Below are 21,710 nucleotides of genomic sequence, written 5' to 3' on the forward strand. Positions count from 1 at the left end.
CATGACGATGAATCGATTCAAGACGCTCGTTGCCGCCCTGATGCTGGGCGGTAGCGCGGCGGCCTTGGCCGCCAACGATGGTGAATTCCGCCTCAACGATCTGCTCGGGAGCAATTCTGACTATCGTGAAGCATGGAAGGAGCTCATCCAGGATGAGGAGCGTTTGCCCGAATGGGTGATCAACCTCAGCGGCGTGGCTACGCCCATGAAGACGCTGGAAGAAGACGGCGACCAGTACCTGGTCGGGCAGTTGTGCGAAACATCCAACTGTTTCAATCAGCGCCTCTACGTTGCCTTCACCCCGGACAAGGATGACGCGTACGCGCTCTGGGTGCAGTTGCCCGAAGGTTTACCGGAGGACAAGACACCCAGTGAGCATGCTGATCTGCGTTGGCTCGGTGAGCCGGACGACGGAGTCAAGCAACTGCTACAGGAACAGTTGAAGAAAGACCCCAACTGGTACTGATGCTGCTGACGGCGCCTTCTGGCGCCGTTGCTCTATCTGTAATCCGACAAAATCACTGTCTCTCGTTTGTCACTTCCCTTACCTGGCCGCGTTATCATCAGCCGCTATGTTCTAGGGGGTGACGTATGCTCAACGGTCTGTGGCTGAGCTTTTTCGTGGTAGCGGCGGTAGCGGGGCTCAGCCGCTGGTTGCTGGCCGACGATCCAGCCGTATTCGCCGCGATGGTGGAAAGTCTGTTCGCCATGGCCAAGCTGTCGGTCGAGGTGATGGTGTTGCTGTTCGGCACGCTGACCCTGTGGCTTGGGCTGTTGCGTATCGCCGAGAAAGCCGGCCTGGTGGATGCACTGGCCCGGCTGCTCGGCCCGCTGTTCGCCCGGCTTATGCCTGAAGTGCCGCGTGGCCATCCAGCGCTTGGTTTTATCACCATGAACTTCGCGGCCAATGGCTTGGGCTTGGATAATGCCGCCACACCCATCGGCCTCAAGGCCATGCGCGCGCTGCAGGATCTCAACCCAAGCAGCACCACAGCGAGCAACGCGCAGATTCTCTTTCTGGTGCTCAATGCCTCATCGCTGACGTTACTGCCCGTCACTATCTTCATGTACCGCGCTCAGCAAGGCGCGCCTGACCCGACGTTGGTGTTTCTGCCTATTCTGCTGGCGACCAGTGCGTCGAGCCTGGTCGGCCTGTTCTCCGTGGCCATCATGCAGCGCCTGCGTCTGTGGGATCCGGTGGTGCTGGCCTACATGATTCCCGGCGCATTGCTGTTGGGCGGTTTCATGGCGCTGCTTGCCGGCATGTCCGCTACTGCACTAGCGGCCCTGTCGTCTTTGCTGGGTAATCTGACGCTGCTTGGGGTGATCGTCGCATTCCTGGTGATCGGTGCGTTGCGCAAGGTGCAGGTCTACGAGCAATTCATCGAAGGAGCCAAGGAAGGCTTCGACGTGGCCAAAAGTTTGCTGCCTTATCTGGTGGCGATGCTCTGTGCGGTTGGTGTGCTGCGCGCATCCGGGGCGTTGGAGTTCGCGCTTGATGGTATTCGCTGGCTCGTTGCCTGGGGCGGCTGGGATACCCGCTTCGTCGATGCGCTGCCTACGGCGATGGTCAAGCCATTCTCCGGCAGTGCGGCGCGGGCGATGTTGATTGAAACCATGCAGAGCCAGGGCGTCGATAGTTTCCCGGCGCTGGCTGCAGCGATCATTCAGGGCAGTACCGAAACCACGTTCTACGTGCTGGCGGTGTACTTTGGCGCCGTGGGCATCCAGCGTGCCCGGCATGCGGTGGGTTGTGCACTGCTGGCCGAGTTTGCCGGCGTGGTGGCCGCCATTTCCGTCTGTTATTGGTTCTTCGGCTGAGAGCGGCTGAGATCGCTCAACTGCCTGCCGGGCGTGGTGGCTGATCTGCGTGCTCGGCATCGGGCTCTGCTTGCGGTTCAGGTTCAGGTTCCGGTGCTGGGTCGGCCTGCGGCTCAGGCTCAGGCTCAGTTTCTGGCGTGGCCGCGGGCTCTTGCACTTCTGGCGGCGCCTGCTTGGAGCCTGCTGAAGGACTCGCTGGCGCACCCGCATCGGGCGTTACCGCGAAGCGCAGCACGCCGATCATCTGGCCTGCTTCGGTCAACACCTGAATCTGCCAGTCACCCTCCACGTCCTGCGGGAAGTTCTTCTTGTGCGTCCAGGCGCGGTAGCCTTTTTCGCGACCACCGTGGATATTCAGAGCGATACGTTCCAGTTCGCGACCTTCATGTTCCCAGACGTGGTAGATGCGCTCATCCAGTCCACGCGGCGCATTGATCGCCGTGTAAGCGTACAGGCCACTGCTGCGCAGCTGGCTGACGCTGAGTTCTTCGATGCCTTCGCCGGGCGAGCGATTCTGGTTGTCGAATTCAGTGGTGATAGCCACCTCGGTCAGCCACAGCGTGGCCGGAGGCACCCAGGTACGCCCCAGCCAGCCAACAGCGCCGATGGCCAGCGTCAGGCCGACCAGCAACAGACCGCGCCACCATTTACGCACGGTGATGATGCTGAACAGGCTCGGGAACGACAGCAGTACGGCCGCTGCCAGCGAAAACTGATAGCTCTCGGTGGTGTTGAGCTTGAAGATGATTGGCAGCGCCGTGAGCAGCACGGCGAACAAGGCCAGCGTGTGATACGCGAGGAAGATCCAGCGCCGTGGTGCCAGCCACTTGTAGTAAAGCGGGTCGATGATCGAGACCAGCGCCGCGCCTGCCAGTAACCCACTGAACATTGCCTGGCCACTGTTCCAAGTGGTGGTGATAAAGAAGAACGGTAGGACGAAGAACAGACTTTCCTGGTGGATCATCTGTGTGGCATAGCGCAACAGCGGGCGGGGTAGCTCGAAGCCGAAGCGGGCGGCGATGCGCTCGCGCAGCATATTCTCCAGAATCAGCCAGAGCCAGCTGATCAGCATCACCAGAGCGAGCACCTTGGCCAGCCCGGCCTGGCGGTCGACCAGTACGAAGCTCGCCACCCCGGAGAGAAAACCGAATACAGCGATGGCGCCCGGATGGCGCTGCATCAGCGCGATGATCCGGAAAACGAGATTTTTACTGGAGGTGATAAGAGGCAAGGCGGCTCTGATAGTGATCAAGAACGATGCGCAGGATACTGTATTTGCCCGAACCTGAGGCTTCCGCCGATCAGGCGCGGCTAATGTTCACAGCCTGGCAAACCGGCCGATTGAGCGCAGCAAGGCGAAAGCGGACGTTCGATTTGGTGGGCTTCAGCCCACCAATTGATGGCTCCCACGCTCCAGCGTGGGAGCCCAGGCCAGGGTGCTTTGCCTCGCTTGGCCTCGACATCGGACGCAGAGCGTCCCTGCAGGCATTCCCACGCGAAGCGTGAGGAACGATCAGATCGAACCCCGCAGCAGATGACCGCTTTCGCCTTTCTGCGGCCGCAGAGTGAATCAGCCGTGTCCGCTCTCAGTGCGCACCTGCGGCCTTGTTCAGGTCGCTCTCGTTCCAGCTGTCGTACAGACAGGCATCGCTGGCGGCCCAGCGTACACGCGCCTGGGCGCCGGGCTGCAGGGGTTGCAGGCCGCTGCCCATGGCTTTTAGGGTCAGGTGGCAGCCGCCGGGTGTGACCACGTGGCAGGTCAGGCTCTCGCCCAGGAACACCACTTCGGTGACCTGCACGGGGATCTCGTTCCAGCCGGCTGGCAGTGGCGTCTGCGCGGCGACTTGCTGTGGCAGCACCTGGGCTTTTTCCGGGCGCAGCATCAGCAGCACGTCCTGATCGTTCTTCAGATTGGCGGTCGGGGTGATCGACAGGCTCTGCTGCTCGAACTGCACGGCGGCCTGGCCACTGACCTTCGTCCGCAGGAAGTTGGAGTTGCCGAGGAAGGAGGCGACGAAGGCGTTTGGCGGGTTCTGGTAAAGGTCATAACCGCTGCCCAGACCGACGATCTTGCCGTGGCTGAAGATAGCGATACGCTGTGACAGGCGCATCGCTTCTTCCTGATCGTGGGTCACGTAGACGATGGTGATGCCCAGGCGCCGGTGCAGGTGACGCAACTCGTCCTGCAGGTCTTCGCGCAGCTTCTTGTCCAGCGCGCCGAGGGGTTCGTCCATCAGCAGGATTCGCGGTTCGTAGACCAGCGCGCGGGCAATTGCCACGCGTTGCTGCTGGCCGCCGGAAAGCTGCGCCGGACGGCGGTGCGCGAACTCGCCGAGCTGCACCAGCTTGAGCATGGCCTCGACCTGACGCTGCTGTTCGGCGGCACTCAGTTTGCGGATCGCCAGGGGAAAGGCGATGTTCTGGCGCACGTCGAGGTGTGGAAACAGCGAATAGCGCTGGAACACCATGCCGATGTCGCGCTTGTGCGGCGGCACGTTGACCAGGGATTTACCCTCGACCAGGATTTCCCCGGAGCTGGGGGTTTCGAAGCCGGCCAGCATCGACAGCGTGGTGCTCTTGCCCGAGCCGCTGGAGCCGAGAAAGGTGAGGAATTCGCCCTCCTGGATCTCCAGGGAAATGTTATCCACAGCGGTGAAGTCGCCGTAGTGCTTGTTCAGGTTGCGCAGGCTGACCAGCGTCTGTGGCGCCCGGTTTTCTTGGATGACAGCACTCATGAAATTCTCCTCGGCACTCAGGCTTTGACGTCGGTGCGCCGGCGCACGATGGCGGCGATGACCATGACCAGCAGGGAAAGACCGATCAGCAGCGTCGAGGCGACGGCGATCACGGGGGTGAGATCCTGGCGCAGCGTCGTCCACATCTTCACCGGCAGCGTCTGCAGGCCGGGGCTGGCCATCATCACGCTGAGCACCACTTCGTCCCAGGAAACCAGGAAGGCGAACAGGCCGCCGGCCACCAGGCCCGGACGGATCGCCGGGAAGGTCACCTTGACGATGGCCTGCAGGCGCGTGGCGCCGCAGATCACCGCGGCATCCTCGATGGACTGATCGAACAGCTTCAGCGAGTTGATGATCGAGATGATGGTGAACGGCAGCGCGACGATCACGTGGCTGACCACGAAGGCGAACAGCGTGCCGGTGTAGCCGAGCTTGAGGAACAGTGCGTAGACCGCCACGGCGATGATCACCAGCGGCACGATCATCGGCAGGGTGAACAGCGCGTACAGCAGTTCGCGGCCCGGAAATTTTCCGCGCACCAGCGCGAAGGCACTGGGCATGCCGATGGCGACCGCGCAGACGGTCGTCAGCAGGGCGACCTTGAGGCTGACCAGCGCAGCGTCCATCCACTGCGCGTTGGAAAAGAACTGCCCGTACCACTTGAACGTCCAGCCCGGTGGCGGAAACACCAGCCACTGCGAGGAGCCGAACGACAGCAGCACGATGAACAGAATCGGTAGCAGCAGGAACACGGCGATCAGCGCGGTGACCGTATTGAGGCCGTAGCGCAGGCCGCGGCCCATGGCATTGGGTGACAGCAGCATGGCGTTTACCTCGCAGTGCTGGAAGCCACCGGCGATTCCGGTTGCAGCTTCAGGTAGACGTAGAACAGCACCAGCGTGATGAGGATCAGCAAGGCTGCCGCCGCGCTGGCAATGCCCCAGTTAAGGAACGATTGCACCTGCTGGATGATGAATTCGGGCAGCATCATGTTCTGTGCGCCGCCGAGCAGTGCCGGGGTCACGTAGTAACCCAGGGACATCACGAAGACCATCAGGCCACCGCTGAAAATGCCCGGCCTGCACAACGGCAGGAACACCTTGAAGAAGTTGCGCCACGGGCTGGCGCCGCAGATCGAGCCGGCCTGCAAGACCATCGGATCGATGGCGCTCATGGTCGCCTGCAGTGGCAGCACGATGAACGGAATCATGATGTAGCTCATGCCGATCACCACGCCGGTCAGGTTGTGCACCATCTCCAGCGGCTGATCGATGATGCCCATGGCCATCAGTGTCTTGTTCACCACGCCAGAGGACTGCAGCAGCACCAGCCAGGAGTAGGTGCGTGCCAGCAGGCTAGTCCACATCGACAGCAGGACGATATTCAACAGCCAGCGGCCCCAGCCGCGCGGCATCAGGGTGATCGCCCAGGCCAGGGGGAAACCCAGCAGCAGGCTGATCACGGTCACCAGCCCGGCTACCGCGAAGGTGTTGAACAGCACCTTGGAGTAGGCCGAATTGGCGAACAGTTGTGCGTAGTTGCCCAGGCCCGGCTCCGGTTCCAGCACGCCGCGCAGCAGCAGGCCGATCAGCGGCGTCAGGAAGAACAACCCGAGGAATAGCAGGGCCGGCAGCAGGTACGGGGCGCCGCGCCAACGCGCCGCCCGTTCCGCGTTACCGTCGGCGCTGTCGCGCCGACGGCTTGCTGCACCGACCTCAGGGGTACGGAGCGCGGTCATTTCACTTCACCAGCCATTCGTTCCAGCGGGTGGCGATGTCCGCCCCGTTCTTCGCCCAGTAGGCGTAGTCCAGGGTGATCTGATCGCTCACGTGCGCGGTGGGCAGGTTCGGTGCCAGCACCGAGTCCAGACGCTGTACGCTGTCGACGTTGACCGGCGCGTAGGCGGTGAGGTTGGCGAAGTCGGCCTGGCCCTTGGCGCCGCTGGCGTGAGCCAGGAACTTCATGGCCGCGTCCTTGTTCTTGGCGCCCTTGGGGATGACCAGGAAGTCGGCCATGACCAGGTTCTGCTTCCAGCTTGCCGCCACGGGTGCGCCTTCTTCCTGCAAGGCATAGATGCGGCCGTTCCAGAACTGACCGATGCTCGCCTCGCCGGAAGCCAGGAGTTGCTGCGACTGTGCGCCGCCGCCCCACCAGACGATGTTTTTCTTGATGGTGTCGAGTTTCTTGAAGGCGCGATCCAGATCCAGCGGGTACAGCTTGTCGGCGGCAACGCCGTCAGCCAGCAGGGCCAGCTCGATCACGCCCGGGCTCGGCCACTTGTACAGGGCGCGTTTGCCGGGGTAGGTCGCGGTATCGAACAGCGCGCTCCAGTCTTCCGGCTTCTTGTTGCCGAGGCTGCCCTCGTTATAGCCGAGCACGAAGGAGAAATAGAACGAGCCAACGCCGTGATCGGAGACGAAGCGCGGGTCGATCTTCTCACGCTCGATGACGCCGAAGTCCAGCGGCTCCAGCAGACCTTCGGCGGCGGCGCGCAGGGCGAAGTCGGCTTCCACGTCGACCACGTCCCACTGCACGTTGCCGCTTTCGACCATGGCCTTGAGCTTGCCGTAGTCGGTAGGGCCGTCCTGCACCACGGTGACGCCGCTGCTCTTGCTGAACGGATCTGCCCAAGCGGCCTTTTGCGCGTCCTGGGTGCTACCGCCCCAGCTCACGAAGTTGACGGTTTCGGCAGCGGCCGTGGTGGCGACTGCTGCACTCAGAATGCTCGCGGCGAGCACCGAGGTCACACCTTTGATAAACACCATCTTGCTTGCCCTCTTTGTTGTGTTTTTTCGCAAGCGAGCGTTGTGCCCGCTTAACCGGAGCAGTGGATCCAGGGGATCTGAATGGCGGCCAATATCGGTGCTGTCTTTGTGGTTTTCCCTTGCGGGGCACACGATAAACTGGCTGGCCTTAGGGATATCATATTATGGTATTCCAAACTTTCCGCAAGCGCTTTGCCGCACTTCTTGTCTCGCTTGCACGACCGGTCATCCGTGGCCTTCGCTCACTCGAAGGGCACGGTCTCCACAACCTCCAGTTCATAGCCGGCAAGACCCGCGTACTTGAGCGGCGGGCCCAGGTGACGCAGCTTGCCGACGCCGAGATCCTGCAGAATCTGTGCCCCGGTGCCGACCTCCGAATAGACACGTGTCTGGCCACGGTTGAACGGGCGCTGCGGCTGGGTCAGCTGCGGCACACGTTCGAGCAGCGCCTGGGACGATTCGTGGTTGGCGAGCACCACGACGACGCCCTTGCCGTCGGCAGCGATGCGTTCCAGGGCGGCCCATAGCGTCCAGCTGCGCGGGCCGGTGTATTCGGCGCCGACCAGATCGCGCAGCGGATCGATGGCATGTACGCGCGCCAGGGTCGGCTCGTCGTGGCGGATATCGCCCATCACCATGGCCATGTGCACACCGCCGGCGATACGGTCTTCATAGGTGATCAGGCGGAACTCGCCGTGCACGGTGGGCAGCTCGCGCTCGCCGATGCGGGTGACCGTGTGCTCGGTGCTCAGGCGGTACTGGATGAGGTCGGCGATGGTGCCGATCCTGATGCCGTGGGACTGGGCGAAGGCCTCCAGCTGCGGGCGGCGGGCCATGCTGCCGTCCTCGTTCATGACTTCGACTATCACCGCCGCCGGGGTCAGGCCCGCCAGCCTGGCCAGATCGCAGCCGGCCTCGGTATGTCCCGCGCGGGTCAGTACACCGCCTTCCTTGGCTCGCAGCGGGAATACATGGCCCGGCTGCACCAAGTCGGCCGCTGTCGCGCCGGGCGCAACGGCGGTGAGTACCGTGTGCGCCCGGTCGGCGGCGGAAATACCGGTGGTGATGCCGCTGGCGGCTTCGATGGAAACGGTGAAGGCGGTGGAAAACACGCTACCGTTACTCGGTACCATCTGCTCCAGGCCCAGACGCTGGCAGTGCTCGTCGGTCAGGGTCAGGCAGATCAGCCCGCGGGCTTCACGGGCCATGAAGTTGATCGCCTGGGGCGTACAGAACTGCGCAGCAAGCAGCAGGTCGCCTTCGTTCTCGCGGTCTTCGTCATCGACCAGCAACACCATCTTGCCCTGGCGGAAGTCATCGATGAGTTCACGAATGGGATGGAAGGGCATGGCGGATCTCGTCGGCTGGGTTATTTTAAATTATGGTATACCGTAATACGAAATCAAATTAAAGGAGGTCAATCATGAAGGGTTACTGGATCGCGCACGTGGACGTCACCGACCCCGAGCGCTACGTGGAATACACCAAGCGCGCCCCGGCGGCCTTCGCTGCTTTCGGTGGCAAGTTCCTGGCCCGCGGCGGCCGCTCCGAAGCGCAGGAAGGCCGAGTCACGCCACAACGCAGCGTGGTGATCGAATTCCCCACCTACGATCAGGCCGTGGCTTGCTATCGCTCCGAGGCCTACCAGGAAGCCAGCAGCTACCGGGCCGGCGCCGCGCGCTCGGAAGTGATCATCGTCGAGGGCATGGAGCCCTGAGCGTTTTTGATGATTGAGGGGGGAGACGGTTCAAGGGTGGGCTTTAGCCCACCAAATCGAATATTCGCTAACGCCTTCCGGCGTCTCAGCCTTCTTTGGTGCTGACGATACTGGCGACCAGGCCTGGCTTGCAGTTGATGAACGCCGACGATTGCAGCCAGCGTTTGTCCGGGTAGTACGAGAACATGAATTGGCCGCCCTTGAGGCTGTCTACCACCATGCGGGCGACTTCCGGGCGTACGGCAGGGCAGCCCTGGCTGCGACCAATGCGGCCTTGGGTCTTGATCCAGGCCGGGTTCACGTAGTCGGCGGGATGAATGACGATGGCGCGCTGGCGGGCAAGGTCATTGAAGCCCGGCTCCAGGCCGTCCATGCGCAGCGAGTAGCCGTGCTTGCCGGTGTAGCTTTCCTGGGTACGGAACAAGCCGATGCTGGACTGATGGCTGCCTTCGGTGTTGGAGAACCGGGTGGCGAAGTTGTCACCGGACTGCTGGCCGTGGGCGACCAGATCATGCAACAGCAGGCGTTTCTTGGTCAGGTCGAAGATCCACAGGCGGCGTTCGCTGGACGGCTTGGAAAAGTCGATGACGGCGAGACGTTGGGCCGGTACGGCACCGTTATTGATGGCGCAACGCATTGCGTCGATGGCATGGTTGAGTACCTTGCGCTTCAACGCCGGTGCTTCGGCAGACAGGCTTTCTAGCAGGGGATCGGGAGCCAGTGTGGCGGCCATCAGGGACGGAACGGGCAATGCTAGGCAAAGAAAGGCTAAGCAAATTCGCTGAATCGTGGTCATCATTTCAAGTCTCTGAGTTTCGGCCATCGATATGTCGAGCCTTCGCCAGGCGATGCGGGCACAACAAAGCCCGCGATTCTAGCAGCCGAAATCTTCTGACCCGCGGGCCAATCCGACGGGCTGTCATTCACTCTGTCGTAAATTGGAGCGGCGCTTTGTTTTCTCCCACTTCATCCGCCGCCTGGGCGTTGGCCCTGAGCGCTCCATTGGCACTGGCCGATGGAGCGCCACCCAGCCCCCTCCAAGAGCAGCTCTCCGAACCCAGCCTGACCTGCGTATCGCCCGCCCTGAGCCTTACCGCCAAGGATCGCGAATGGCTGGAGCCCTTCTATCTGCTACGTGGTTCGCAGCCGGTGTGGAGTGAGCAGAACCTGCCGGGGCTGTTCGCCGAGCTGGACGCGCTAGTGGACGATGGCCTTGATCCCCGCGCCTACCATCTGGAGCCGCTGCGTGAGCTGGCAGCGGTCGAGAGTCCATCGCCACGCCTTTCTGCCTGTGTCGAGGTGCTCGCCACCACGGCTTATCTACAGGCATTGCGTGACCTGGCCTATGGGCGTCTGGAGCAGGCCCAGGTCGAGCCACTCTGGGAGCCCGAGAGCATGGCCATGGAGCGGAGCCTGGCGCCGCTGCAGGCGATCGCCCAAGCGGGGTTGAGCAATCCGGCGCAGGCCTTCGAACAGGCCCGCCCGGATTTCGGCCCTTACCGGGACTTGCGTCAGCGCTACGCCGAGCTGCGTCGTCAGGCCTTGCCGCAATGGCTGGCGATTCCGGGCGGAACCCTGTTGCGTCCTGGCGCGGTGGACGGGCGCGTGCCCTTGCTCGAGCAGCGCCTGCAGCTGCATGGCGATCTGTCTCAGGGCGCCCCGGCATTGGTCGCCGAGGAAACGTCGGTGTACTCCACCGCGCTGGTTGAAGCCGTCAAGGCCTTCCAGCGCAACCACCTGCTCAAGCCCGATGGTGTGGTCGGCCCCGGTACACTGGCCGAGTTGAACCGCTCGGCCAGTGAGCGCATGGATCAGATCCGCATCAATCTGGAGCGCCTGCGCTGGCTGTCCCACGAGATCGAGCCGACCAGCGTACTGATCGACGTGGCTGGCGCCGAAGTGATGTTCCTGCGTGACCATGCGATCGCCTGGCAGGCACGCACCCAGGTTGGCCGCCCGGCCCGGCCGACGCCGTTGCTGCGCTCGCTGATCACTCACCTGACCCTGAACCCGACCTGGACGATTCCACCGACCATCCTGCGCGAGGACAAACTGCCGGAGCTGCGCCGTGATGCGGCCGGCTATCTGGCCGCCAACCATATGCAGGTGATCGATTACGAAGGCAATCCAGTGGATCCGCGTGGCGTCGACTGGGAGCGACCCGGCCGCGTGATGATCCGTCAGTCTGCTGGCGCTCACAGCCCATTGGGCAAAGTGGCGATCCGCTTCCCAAATCCTTTCTCGGTGTACCTGCACGACACACCGAGCCAGCGCCTGTTCGACAACCTGCCGCGGCTGTTCAGCTCAGGCTGTGTGCGCATCGAGCGGGTTACCGAACTGGTCGATCAGTTGCTCGCCGAAGCCACGCCAACCGATCGTGCCCGGATCGCCAGACAGTGGGACAGTGGCCGCACGCTGCGTGCCGATCTGCCGCGCCCGGTGCCTATCCTGATGGCGTACTGGACCGCTCAGGTCGGCGCCGACGGGCAGGTACAGTTCCGCCCCGATATCTACGGCCACGACGCTCGCCTGCTCAAGGCGCTGGATGCATCCAACCGGATCTAGGGTGAGTCGCAGTTCGTAGGATGTGTCGAGGAGATGAGCGATACCCGGTACTCGGATTTGATGATGCCGGCGCTCTAGGTAGGGTGGGCAACGCTCTTTTTGTCCACCATCAAGGCCTCGGAGCGGTGGATGGTTAATGAGCGTTGTCCACCCTATGAAGACTGCTGATTCAACGGTGTTCGGGCAGGTGCTCGTAGAGGCTGCGGCATACGCCGATGATGTGCTGGTCGAGCAGAGTGACCGCGCGCTCGATGTCACGGGCGCGGCAGGCGGCGATGATCTCGCGGTGTTCGCGGTCGGCGCGATCCTTGCCTTCGGAGAGGCTCATCTGCAGGCGCAGGTAGCGTTCCAGCTTGTCGTGGATGGAGCGGATCAGGCTGACCAGGAACGGCCGCTGCGCCGGTTCATAGAGGCAGGCATGCAGCTCCCAGTTGAGTTCGGCCCAGCGGCCGATGTTGTCCTCGCCGACGAACTCCTCGCAGATGCGCTCGGCGCGGGCGAAGGTGGCTTCGCTCATGTTGGGAATCGCCAGGCGCAGTACCTTGTCCTCAAGGAGGATGCGCACCTCGAACATCTGCGCCAGCTCCGGCTCGGAGATGCGTGTGACCACAGCCCCCTTGTTGCGCTGGAAGACCACCAGTCCCTCGGCCTCCAGACGCTTGAGCGCCTCGCGCACGGGGATCTTGCTGACGTTGAACAGCTTGGCGATGTCGTCCTGACGCACCGGTTCGTCTTCGGCGAAGTGGCCGGCGACGATGGCATCGCGCAGGTGCTTGGTGATCACCTCGGAGGCAGACGGAGTGATGCCTAGGTTGGGGGCGTTCAGGGGAGGTAATGGCACGCTACGGCACCCATTGTGTGAGGGTTTTGGATATCTTATACGAAATCCCTACAGTGAATTGCTCGCTCCGCTGAATTGCTCCGCCAAAGCGCCAATCTGCGTGCGCTCGTTACGCACGAAATTGAAGAAAGCCTGGGCCACCGGCGACAGGTATTTACCCCGCGGGTGCACCACGCACCAGCTGCGCAGCAGCGGCAGTTCGGCCACCGGCAATTCGCGCAACACGCCCAATTGCAGTTCGCGGCGTACCGCATGGCGCGGTATCAGTGCCAGACCCAGCCCGGCAATCACGCCTTCGCGTTGCCCTTCCATGGAGCCAACCTCCTGCAACTGCTCGAAATGCGCACGCTTCTGGTGGCAGTACTCCTCGCAAGCTCGCCGCGTGCCCGAGCCAGGCTCACGCACCAGCAATGGCCAGGCGCACAGATCCTGCAAATGCAACGATTGTGCCTGGCTCAGCGGGTGATCCGGAGGCGCCACTGCGATGATTGGATTGTTCAGGAAGGGCAGGAATTCCAGGGACATGTCTGCTGGCACCTGAGACATGATCAGTAGGTCGTCGCGGTTGGCGCTCAGTCTTCTGACCGCCTGGGCGTGATTGACCACGGTCAGTTGCAGGCTGACCTCCGGGTGCTCGCGGCGGAAGGCGGCGAACAGGTGCGGCATGAAGTACTTGGCGCTGGATTCGATGGCCAGGCTCAACTGGCCCTGCAGCGAGCCCTTGAGATCGGCCAGTTGCATGTCCAGGCTTTCCAGGCGCCCGAAGATGTCCTCGCTGGCGCGCTGCAGCGCTTCCGCTGCTTCGGTCAGGTACAGCTTCTTGCCAACGTAATCGAACAGCGGCTGATCGAGCAGCTCTTCGAGCTGGCGAATCTGCAGGCTCACGGCTGGCTGAGTTAGGGCCATTTCCTCGGCTGCGCGGCTGTAGGAGCGGTTGTCGCATACCGAGCGAAACACCTGAAGTTGGCGAAAGGTCATGCGTAACAATGACTTGCGAATTTTCTTCACCACTCGAGTGGATTCTTGTTCGCCAAGCATAAGTTTTTACTTATGCATAACCCAATAAATATTGATTTTGGTTAATTGTTACAGCGGCGTAGGGTTGCTCATAAGGCCGGGCGGACATATCCGGTCATATCTCGACCTCTAGAGGTCGCCTGTTCACGTGATCGAGGATGCTGGCTCGTGATCAAGAAAATCCTGATAGCCAACCGTGGCGAGATTGCCGTCCGCATCGTGCGGGCCTGCGCCGAGATGAACATTCGTTCGGTGGCCATCTATTCGGACGCCGACCGCCAGGCCCTGCACGTCAAACGTGCCGACGAGGCCTACGGCATTGGTGATGACCCGCTGGCGGGCTACCTGAACCCGCGCAAGCTGGTGAACCTGGCCGTGGAAACCGGCTGCGATGCGCTGCACCCCGGCTATGGCTTTCTCTCCGAGAATGCCGAGCTGGCGGAAATCTGCGCCTCGCGGGGCATCAAATTCATCGGCCCGAGCGCCGAGGTCATCCGCCGCATGGGCGACAAGACCGAAGCCCGGCGCAGCATGATCAAGGCCGGCGTGCCGGTGACGCCGGGCACCGAGGGCAACGTGGCGGATATCGCCGAGGCGCTGCTCGAAGGTGACCGCATCGGCTATCCGGTGATGCTCAAGGCCACCTCCGGTGGCGGTGGTCGGGGCATTCGCCGCTGCAACAGCCGTGAGGAGCTGGAGCAGGCGTTTCCAAGGGTGATTTCCGAGGCCACCAAGGCGTTTGGTTCGGCCGAGGTGTTCCTGGAGAAGTGCATCGTCAACCCGAAGCACATCGAGGCGCAGATCCTCGGCGACAGCTTCGGCAACGTGGTGCACCTGTTCGAGCGCGACTGCTCGATCCAGCGGCGCAACCAGAAGCTCATCGAAATCGCCCCCAGCCCGCAGCTGACCCCGGAGCAGCGCGCCTATATCGGCGACCTCGCCGTGCGCGCCGCCCAGGCGGTGGGTTACGAGAATGCCGGTACCGTGGAGTTCCTGCTCGCCGAGGGAGAGGTGTACTTCATGGAGATGAACACTCGGGTGCAGGTGGAACACACCATCACCGAGGAAATCACCGGCATCGATATCGTTCGCGAGCAGATTCGCATCGCCTCCGGCCTGCCGCTTTCCATCAAGCAGGAAGATATCCAGTACCGCGGCTTCGCCCTGCAATTTCGGATCAACGCCGAAGACCCGCGCAACAACTTCCTGCCATCGTTCGGCAAGATCACCCGCTACTACGCCCCTGGCGGCCCAGGCGTGCGCACCGATACGGCAATCTATACCGGCTACACCATTCCGCCGTATTACGACTCCATGTGCCTGAAGCTGGTCGTCTGGGCGCTCACCTGGGAAGAGGCCCTGGCCCGTGGCGCGCGTGCTCTGGACGACATGCGCGTGCAGGGTGTGAAGACCACCGCCACCTACTACCAGCAGATTCTCGCCAACGACGAATTTCGCAGTGGGCGCTTCAACACCAGCTTCGTCGACAACCATCCCGAGCTGCTGAACTACTCGATCAAACGCAAGCCGGGCGAACTGGCCCTGGCCATCGCCGCCGCCATTGCCGCCCATGCCGGCCTGTGAGGAACGCACCATGACAAGAAAAATCACGGTTACCGACACCATCCTGCGCGACGCCCATCAGTCCCTGCTGGCCACCCGCATGCGCACCGAAGACATGCTGCCGATCTGCGACAAGCTCGACAAGGTCGGCTACTGGTCGCTGGAAGTCTGGGGCGGCGCCACCTTCGATGCCTGCGTGCGCTTTCTCAAGGAAGACCCGTGGGAGCGTCTGCGCGAGCTGCGCGCGGCATTGCCCAACACTCGCCTGCAGATGCTCCTGCGCGGGCAGAACCTGCTCGGTTATCGCCATTACAGCGATGACGTGGTCAGCGCCTTCGTTGCCAAGGCGGCGGAGAACGGCATCGACGTGTTCCGCATTTTCGATGCCATGAATGATGTGCGTAACCTGCGCGTTGCCATCGAAGCGGTGAAGACCGCCGGCAAACACGCCCAGGGCACCATCGCCTACACCACCAGCCCGGTGCACACCGTCGCGGCCTTCGTCGCTCAGGGCAAGGCCATGCAGGCCATGGGCATCGACTCCATCGCCATCAAGGACATGGCCGGCCTGCTCACGCCGTACGCCACGGCCGATCTGGTCAAGGCGTTGAAAGCCGAGATCGATCTGCCGGTATTTATCCACAGCCACGACACGGCGGGCCTGGGTTCTATGTGTCAGCTCAAGGCCATCGAGGCCGGCGCCGACCATATCGACACGGCCATCTCCAGCTTTGCCTGGGGCACCAGTCATCCCGGTACCGAGTCCATGGTCGCTGCGCTCAAGGGCAGCGAATACGACACCGGCCTGGATCTCTCGCTGATCCAGGAAATCGGCATGTACTTCCATGCGGTGCGCAAGAAGTACCACCAGTTCGAAAGCGAATTCACCGCCGTCGACACCCGGGTGCAGGTCAATCAGGTACCGGGCGGGATGATTTCCAACCTGGCCAACCAGCTCAAGGAGCAGGGCGCGCTGAACCGCATGAACGAAGTGCTGGCGGAGATTCCGCGGGTGCGTGAAGACCTCGGTTTCCCGCCGCTGGTGACGCCGACCTCGCAGATCGTTGGCACCCAGGCGTTCTTCAACGTGCTCGCCGGTGAGCGCTACAAGACCATCACCAACGAGGTGAAGCTCTACCTGCAGGGCGGCTACGGACAGGCGCCGGGCACCGTCAACGAAACGCTGCGCAAGCAGGCCATCGGCAATGAAGAGGTGATCGATGTGCGCCCGGCCGATCTGCTCAAGCCGGAGATGGACAAGCTGCGCGGGCAGATCGGCGACCTGGCCAAGTCCGAAGAGGACGTGCTGACCTTCGCCATGTTCCCGGACATTGGCCGCAAGTTTCTCGAGGAGCGCGAAGCCGGCAGCCTGCAACCGGAGGTGTTGCTGCCGATTCCCGATGGCAGCGGCGTGGCGGCAGCCGGCGGGGCTGGCGTACCGACCGAATTCATCATCGACGTGCATGGCGAAAGCTATCGCGTGGATATCACCGGCGTCGGCGTCAAGGGCGAGGGCAAGCGACACTTCTACCTGTCCATCGACGGCATGCCCGAAGAAGTGGTGTTCGAAGCGCTCAACGACTACGTCGCCGGTGGTACCGGCAGCAAGCGCCGCACCGCCAGTGCGCCGGGTGACGTGAGCACCAGCATGCCGGGCAACATCGTCGACGTGCTGGTCAAGGAGGGCGATACCGTGAAGGCGGGGCAGGCCGTGCTGATCACCGAAGCGATGAAAATGGAGACCGAAGTGCAGGCGCCTATCGCCGGCACCGTCAAGGCCGTGCATGTGGCCAAGGGCGACCGGGTCAACCCAGGCGAGGTGTTGATCGAAGTCGAAGCCTGATTGCCCAACGTTTACCTCTGGGGGCCGCAAGGCCCCTTTTTTTGCCCGGCATTTGCCGCAGCTATCGCACTTTTCATATTTGCCTTGTTCATATCGGCGCAGTCGCTTGCGTTGGCCCAGCTGCTTTGGCATATAGCGGCTGCGTTCGTACCGCGTCGCTTCGGATTCACCGCAGCTTTGCGCTTTCAACCGTCGCTCCTGAAGGGCGAGGTCAACTCTGATAGGGATATTTCATGCTCCGTCGCTGCTGTTTCCTCATGCTGTTGCTCAGCCTGGCTGCCTGCTCCAATGGCCGCAAAATCGACTATTCCCAGGCGTATCCCGAGGTGCCGCAAACCTTCTCCAAGTCCGTCGAGGTGCAGGTGATCGATGAGCGTCCCTATGTACTGTCCGGTAACAAGAAGGGCCATTTCGTCGGCTTGATCCGCGGCAGCTATTACATCCCCTATGACGTCAATACCCGTTCTGGCGAGCCGCTGGCGCAGGAACTGCAGAAGTCCTTGCTGGGAGGTTTCGAGCGCAAGGGCGTCAAGGCCCGCGCCGTTGATAGCAAGGTAAGCCAGGCGTCATCCGCCGATGCCATGCTGCTGTCGGTTCGTGTACGTGAATGGAAGAGCGAGAGCTTCATGGGCGTGGTGCTGACCCACGCGCTGACTGCCGACGTGTTCAATAGCCGCGGTCAGCGCCTGGCCTCGGTGCCGCTGCAGGGCTCGTCCACCGTTTATGACTTCACCGATTCCGGCAAGATCATCCTCTCCAGCGTGCTGACCCAGCAGACTGTGCAGAAGGCCTTGAATGGCGAGCAGGTCGAAGTCGTCGAGGCAGCCGAGATCAAGGAAGGTTCGGTGCGCCGCGACCCGGCCGGGTTGTTCACCCCGCCGGCTGCCCGTGACGGGGTGTTCTGAGCACGTAGTACCTGCTGCTCGGCTCGCCAGTCATGGCCGCTGAGCCGCTGCTAACCATTAGGGCTGGGTTTGCACATCGCGCGGCTGGCATTCGTTGTAGCGCGGTGTCATAACCCTCTCAGGAATCGGTCTAACGATCAGCCAGCCCAGGCGCTCGGGGCAGGCTACAATAGCCGACCGTTTCAATTGGTTATTCGAAGGTCTATATGAATCTCTCCATTCCTGCGGCGGCGCCGGCCAATCGTCCGGGCACGCCGCTGGTTGCCGTGGCGCTGCTGCTGGCTGGCGCCCTGGCGCTCACCTTCGCGGTGAGTGGCCGTCAGGCGTTGCTGTTCATCGTCGGTGGTGCGCTGGGCCTGGTGCTCTATCACGCTGCATTCGGCTTCACCTCGGCATGGCGCGTGCTGCTCAACGAGCGCCGTGGCGCCGGCCTGCGTGCGCAGATGGTGATGCTGGCGATTGCCGTGCTGCTGTTCTTCCCGGCGCTGTCGGCGGGCACGCTGTTCGGTGAGCCGGTCAAGGGGCTGGTGGCGCCGGCAGGTACCTCGGTGATCGTCGGCGCTTTCATCTTCGGTATCGGCATGCAGCTGGGCGGCGGTTGTGCGTCCGGCACGCTGTTCACCGTAGGCGGCGGCAACGCGCGGATGCTGGTGACGCTGCTGTTCTTCATCATCGGTGGCGTGGGCGCGACTCATCACCTGGAGTGGTGGTCGGCCCTGCCGAGCCTGCCACCGACCTCGATTGTAACCAGCCTGGGATTGTTGCCGGCACTGCTGGTCAGCCTCGGATTGTTCGCGGCCATTGCGGCGATCAGCATCCGTCTGGAGCGCGCCCGGCATGGCAGCCTGGAACGCGCGGCGCCAAGTGAGCAGCAAGGCTGGCAGCGTTTCCTGCGCGGCCCCTGGCCGCTGATCTGGGGCGCAGTGCTGCTGGCGCTGCTCAACTTTGCCACCCTGGCTCTGGCCGGTCGCCCGTGGGGCATCACCTCGGCGTTCGCGTTGTGGGGCGCCAAGGTGCTGCAAGGCGGCGGGGTGGATGTGGCCGCCTGGGCGTTCTGGCAGCAACCGGGCAATGCCCAGGCGCTGGCTGCGCCGCTGTGGGAAGACATCACTACGGTAATGGATATCGGCATCGTCGTCGGCGCACTGCTGGCCGCTGGGCTGGCCGGGCGCTTCGCGCCGAACCTGAACATTCCGCTGCGTTCGCTGATCGCCGCGGTGATCGGTGGCCTGCTGCTCGGCTACGGCTCGCGTCTGGCTTATGGTTGCAACATCGGCGCTTACTTCAGCGGCATCGCCTCCGGCAGCCTGCACGGTTGGCTGTGGCTGGTGGCGGCGTTTATCGGCAATGGCGTGGGCGTTCGCCTGCGGCCGTTCTTCTTCCCCGGCGAACGTCGCGAGGCGAAGCTGACGGGATGCTGATGGCCAGCCGCGCAAGGTCAGCCGCGCTGCTTGTTGGCGTGTTGCTGACCGTTGCATTGAGCGGCTGCCAATCCCCGCTGCAACAGCTCGACGAGTTGGCGGGGGAGCAGAGCCAGCGTTTGCAAACCCTCGACCTCAAGCCCTTCCCCTTGCTCCTGAGCGCGCCGAGCAACGCTGTGTCCGCGTCGCGTCTCCGGATTTATCTGGAGGGTGACGGCCATGCCTGGGCCACGCGTTCGCAACCCAGTCTCGATCCCTCTCCCCGCGATCTGCTGGTGGCGCGGCTGGCGTTCAGCGACCCGACGCCGAGCCTGTACCTGGCGCGGCCCTGTCAGTTCGTACGCAGCGCTGCCTGCGAAACCGGCCTGTGGACGGATCGGCGCTTTGGCCGCGAGGTGCTGGCCAGTCTTGACGGTGCTCTCGATCTGATCAAGGCGCGCTACGGCAACCGAGACTTCGAACTGGTCGGTTACTCCGGCGGAGCGGCGCTGGCGTTGTTGTTGGCGGCGCGCCGCGACGATATTGCCGTAGTGCAGACCCTGGCCGGCAACCTGAGCCCGCGCTATTGGGCACAGTTGCAGCAATTGAGCGCGCTGAACGGTTCGCTGGAGCCGCTGGACGACCGCGAGCGGTTGGCGCAGGTCGCGCAGCGTCACTTGGTGGGTAGTGAGGATCGCGTGGTGCCCGCCGAAGTGCTGCGCCATTACCTCGATGGGCTTGGCGAAGCGCGATGCGTGGAAGCCGTGAGCCTGGCTCAGGTGTCGCACCGCGACGGTTGGGCGCCCGCCTGGGCGCAGTGGCGCCAGCAACCGCTGAACTGCGCCGAATGACCTCTGGCGAAGGCCGGTCAGGCGAGGCGAACGCCTGATTCAGTGCGCTACTGCAGCGAAATTCCCCGTTTTTTTCAGCCCTTTCGTGGGCAAGTTGTTATAGCCTTGCCGTCCTGGCAACAATCGGCTCTGTCGCAATTGATTGATTCGCCTAATGATTTGTTAAGTCCCTGGCATTCGTAACGATGTCACTCGACGTTGCACGGACGCATTCGCGTTCATCTCTTGGCAACAGCGCTCTACCAGCTCTGGCGCCGTTCCTGCCGGCCACGAGCCGCACTGGATAGAACAAAAAGGACATCCTCGATGGAACAACTTCTCGCAGTGCTTTCTGCCATCAACGGCTTTATCTGGGGGCCGTTTCTGCTCATCCCCTTGTTGCTGCTCACCGGTCTGTACCTGACCGTCCGTCTGCGTGGCATCCAGTTTCGTGTACTCGGCCATGCCTTCTGGTTGGCCTTCGTCAAACGTAAGGAAAAGGGCGACGTCCCCGGAGACGTCACTCACTATCAGGCGCTGGCCACCTCACTGGCGGCGACCATCGGCGTTGGCAATATCGCCGGGGTGGCGACCGCTATCGGTATCGGCGGCCCAGGCGCGTTGTTCTGGATGTGGATGACCGGTTTGGTCGGCATGGCGACCAAGTATTCCGAAGCCCTGTTGGGCGTGAAGTACCGGGTGACCGACGCCAAGGGCGAGCAGAGCGGCGGGCCAATGTACTACCTGACCCGCGGTGTCGGCGGCACTCTGGGCAAGACGCTGGGTATCGCCTTTGCCATCTTCGGTGCAATCGCTTCGTTCGGGATCGGCAACATGGTGCAGGCCAACACCGCAGCCCATCAGCTTTATGACACCTGGGGCATTTCGCCGACCATCAGCGGCCTGGTGCTGGCGATCGGCACGGCGGTGGTGATAATCGGGGGGATCAAGAGCATCGGACGTTTCGCCGCTGGCGTGGTGCCGGTGATGATCGTCCTGTACATCATCAGCAACGTCGCGGTGCTGGTGGTGTTCGCCGACCGTCTGCCGGACGCCATCGTACTGGTGTTCACCGATGCCTTCAGCGGTAGCGCGGCGGCCGGTGGTTTTCTCGGTTCGAGCATCATTCTGGCCGTGCAGATGGGCGTGGCGCGCGGCATCTTCTCCAACGAGTCGGGCCTGGGCACCGGCGCCATCGCCGCGGCCGCAGCGAAGACCGACAAGCCGGTGCGGCAGGCCATGGTCTCGATGACCCAGACCTTCCTCGACACTCTGGTGATGGTGACCTTCACCGCCATGGCGATCATCGTCACTGGCGCCTGGACACAGGAAGGTCTCAAGGGCGCGCCGATGACCGCCTGGGCGCTGGAGCAGGGCCTGGGTGGCGGCTGGGGCATCTACACAGTGACTATCGGTGTGCTGGTGTACGCCTTCACCACCATCCTCGGCTGGTCGTACTACGGCGAGCGCTGCATGGAGCGGCTGATGGGCCGCGTTGCGGTGATGCCGTACCGGTTGATCTTCTCGATGGTGGTGTTCGTCGGCGCAGTGACGTCGCTGGAGGTGGTGTGGACCTTCTCCGACATCGCCAACGGCCTGATGGCGCTGCCCAACCTGATCGGCCTGTTGTTGCTCTCCGGCATCGTGGTCAAGGAAACCCGCGATTACATGAGCCGCAAGAACTGGAAGACCGAGGACTGAGAGT

General features: G+C 62.8%; 19 protein-coding genes. 10 read left to right on the forward strand and 9 right to left on the reverse strand.

Features of this window, described 5'->3' with window-relative positions:
- Position 1 precedes the first annotated feature (1 nt).
- Both ACZ3GY_RS20835 and ACZ3GY_RS20840 read left to right on the forward strand, forming a co-directional pair.
- On the forward strand, positions 2 to 466 hold the full coding sequence (locus ACZ3GY_RS20835) for an inhibitor of vertebrate lysozyme family protein (RefSeq protein ID WP_225836351.1): 465 nt from the start codon (positions 2 to 4) through the stop codon (positions 464 to 466).
- A gap of 125 nt (positions 467 to 591) precedes the next feature.
- A complete protein-coding gene (locus ACZ3GY_RS20840) occupies positions 592 to 1,821 on the forward strand; it encodes a nucleoside recognition domain-containing protein (RefSeq protein WP_463563154.1) in 1,230 nt (409 codons plus the stop codon).
- Between the two features lie 16 nt (positions 1,822 to 1,837).
- Here ACZ3GY_RS20840 and ACZ3GY_RS20845 read toward each other — a convergent pair whose 3' ends face one another.
- From ACZ3GY_RS20845 to ribBA, 6 genes are all read right to left on the reverse strand, one after another.
- Positions 1,838 to 3,043, reverse strand: coding sequence for a DUF5924 family protein (locus tag ACZ3GY_RS20845; protein WP_463565973.1), 1,206 nt, complete (start codon positions 3,041 to 3,043; stop codon positions 1,838 to 1,840).
- A 364-nt stretch (positions 3,044 to 3,407) separates the two neighbouring features.
- The gene (locus ACZ3GY_RS20850; protein ID WP_465911819.1) at positions 3,408 to 4,556 is read right to left on the reverse strand and encodes an ABC transporter ATP-binding protein; all 1,149 of its coding nucleotides are present in this window, start codon (positions 4,554 to 4,556) and stop codon (positions 3,408 to 3,410) included.
- Between the two features lie 17 nt (positions 4,557 to 4,573).
- Positions 4,574 to 5,383, reverse strand: coding sequence for an ABC transporter permease (locus tag ACZ3GY_RS20855; RefSeq protein ID WP_465911820.1), 810 nt, complete (start codon positions 5,381 to 5,383; stop codon positions 4,574 to 4,576).
- 5 nt (positions 5,384 to 5,388) lie between these two features.
- Positions 5,389 to 6,297, reverse strand: coding sequence for an ABC transporter permease (locus ACZ3GY_RS20860; RefSeq protein ID WP_465911821.1), 909 nt, complete (start codon positions 6,295 to 6,297; stop codon positions 5,389 to 5,391).
- Position 6,298: 1 nt separating this feature from the next.
- Complete coding sequence (locus ACZ3GY_RS20865) at positions 6,299 to 7,324, reverse strand: ABC transporter substrate-binding protein (RefSeq protein WP_225836562.1); 1,026 nt, start codon at positions 7,322 to 7,324, stop codon at positions 6,299 to 6,301.
- Positions 7,325 to 7,566: 242 nt separating this feature from the next.
- Positions 7,567 to 8,673: a bifunctional 3,4-dihydroxy-2-butanone-4-phosphate synthase/GTP cyclohydrolase II gene (gene ribBA / locus ACZ3GY_RS20870; RefSeq protein WP_465911822.1), complete on the reverse strand. Its 1,107-nt coding sequence runs from the start codon at positions 8,671 to 8,673 to the stop codon at positions 7,567 to 7,569.
- Positions 8,674 to 8,747: 74 nt separating this feature from the next.
- On the opposite strand from ribBA, the gene ACZ3GY_RS20875 reads away from it, so the two are divergent.
- Positions 8,748 to 9,041 carry a DUF1330 domain-containing protein gene (locus tag ACZ3GY_RS20875; RefSeq protein ID WP_463563158.1) on the forward strand — a complete coding sequence of 98 codons (294 nt, stop codon included), beginning with the start codon at positions 8,748 to 8,750 and terminating at the stop codon, positions 9,039 to 9,041.
- 85 nt (positions 9,042 to 9,126) lie between these two features.
- Here ACZ3GY_RS20875 and ACZ3GY_RS20880 read toward each other — a convergent pair whose 3' ends face one another.
- Positions 9,127 to 9,840 (reverse strand): murein L,D-transpeptidase catalytic domain family protein, encoded by a 714-nt coding sequence (locus tag ACZ3GY_RS20880; RefSeq protein WP_463563159.1) that lies wholly within the window; start codon positions 9,838 to 9,840, stop codon positions 9,127 to 9,129.
- Between the two features lie 152 nt (positions 9,841 to 9,992).
- Here ACZ3GY_RS20880 and ACZ3GY_RS20885 point away from each other — a divergent pair, with 152 nt between their 5' ends.
- Positions 9,993 to 11,606: a L,D-transpeptidase family protein gene (locus ACZ3GY_RS20885; RefSeq protein ID WP_465911823.1), complete on the forward strand. Its 1,614-nt coding sequence runs from the start codon at positions 9,993 to 9,995 to the stop codon at positions 11,604 to 11,606.
- 169 nt (positions 11,607 to 11,775) lie between these two features.
- Here ACZ3GY_RS20885 and ACZ3GY_RS20890 read toward each other — a convergent pair whose 3' ends face one another.
- Together ACZ3GY_RS20890 and ACZ3GY_RS20895 are read right to left on the reverse strand one after the other, a co-directional pair.
- The gene (locus ACZ3GY_RS20890) at positions 11,776 to 12,447 is read right to left on the reverse strand and encodes a GntR family transcriptional regulator (protein ID WP_463563161.1); all 672 of its coding nucleotides are present in this window, start codon (positions 12,445 to 12,447) and stop codon (positions 11,776 to 11,778) included.
- A 48-nt stretch (positions 12,448 to 12,495) separates the two neighbouring features.
- Complete coding sequence (locus tag ACZ3GY_RS20895) at positions 12,496 to 13,446, reverse strand: LysR family transcriptional regulator (protein ID WP_465911855.1); 951 nt, start codon at positions 13,444 to 13,446, stop codon at positions 12,496 to 12,498.
- A 186-nt stretch (positions 13,447 to 13,632) separates the two neighbouring features.
- Here ACZ3GY_RS20895 and ACZ3GY_RS20900 point away from each other — a divergent pair, with 186 nt between their 5' ends.
- The 6 genes from ACZ3GY_RS20900 to ACZ3GY_RS20925 all read left to right on the forward strand — a co-directional run bounded on the left by ACZ3GY_RS20900 (position 13,633) and on the right by ACZ3GY_RS20925 (position 21,706).
- Entirely contained in the window at positions 13,633 to 15,048 is a 1,416-nt protein-coding gene (locus tag ACZ3GY_RS20900) for an acetyl-CoA carboxylase biotin carboxylase subunit (RefSeq protein ID WP_465911824.1), read from the forward strand.
- A gap of 10 nt (positions 15,049 to 15,058) precedes the next feature.
- Complete coding sequence (gene oadA, locus ACZ3GY_RS20905; protein WP_465911825.1) at positions 15,059 to 16,870, forward strand: sodium-extruding oxaloacetate decarboxylase subunit alpha; 1,812 nt, start codon at positions 15,059 to 15,061, stop codon at positions 16,868 to 16,870.
- Between the two features lie 233 nt (positions 16,871 to 17,103).
- Positions 17,104 to 17,775, forward strand: a complete 672-nt coding sequence (locus ACZ3GY_RS20910; protein WP_465911826.1) for a hypothetical protein — start codon at positions 17,104 to 17,106, stop codon at positions 17,773 to 17,775.
- A 206-nt stretch (positions 17,776 to 17,981) separates the two neighbouring features.
- On the forward strand, positions 17,982 to 19,196 hold the full coding sequence (locus ACZ3GY_RS20915; protein ID WP_465911827.1) for a YeeE/YedE family protein: 1,215 nt from the start codon (positions 17,982 to 17,984) through the stop codon (positions 19,194 to 19,196).
- Positions 19,190 to 20,026, forward strand: coding sequence for an alpha/beta hydrolase (locus tag ACZ3GY_RS20920; RefSeq protein ID WP_465911828.1), 837 nt, complete (start codon positions 19,190 to 19,192; stop codon positions 20,024 to 20,026). The genes ACZ3GY_RS20915 and ACZ3GY_RS20920 overlap by 7 nt, the downstream gene beginning before the upstream one ends.
- Before the next feature lie 306 nt (positions 20,027 to 20,332).
- A complete protein-coding gene (locus ACZ3GY_RS20925) occupies positions 20,333 to 21,706 on the forward strand; it encodes an alanine/glycine:cation symporter family protein (protein WP_465911829.1) in 1,374 nt (457 codons plus the stop codon).
- Positions 21,707 to 21,710: the final 4 nt, after the last annotated feature.

This window comes from Pseudomonas sp. PME37.24/006 (assembly GCF_055556635.1).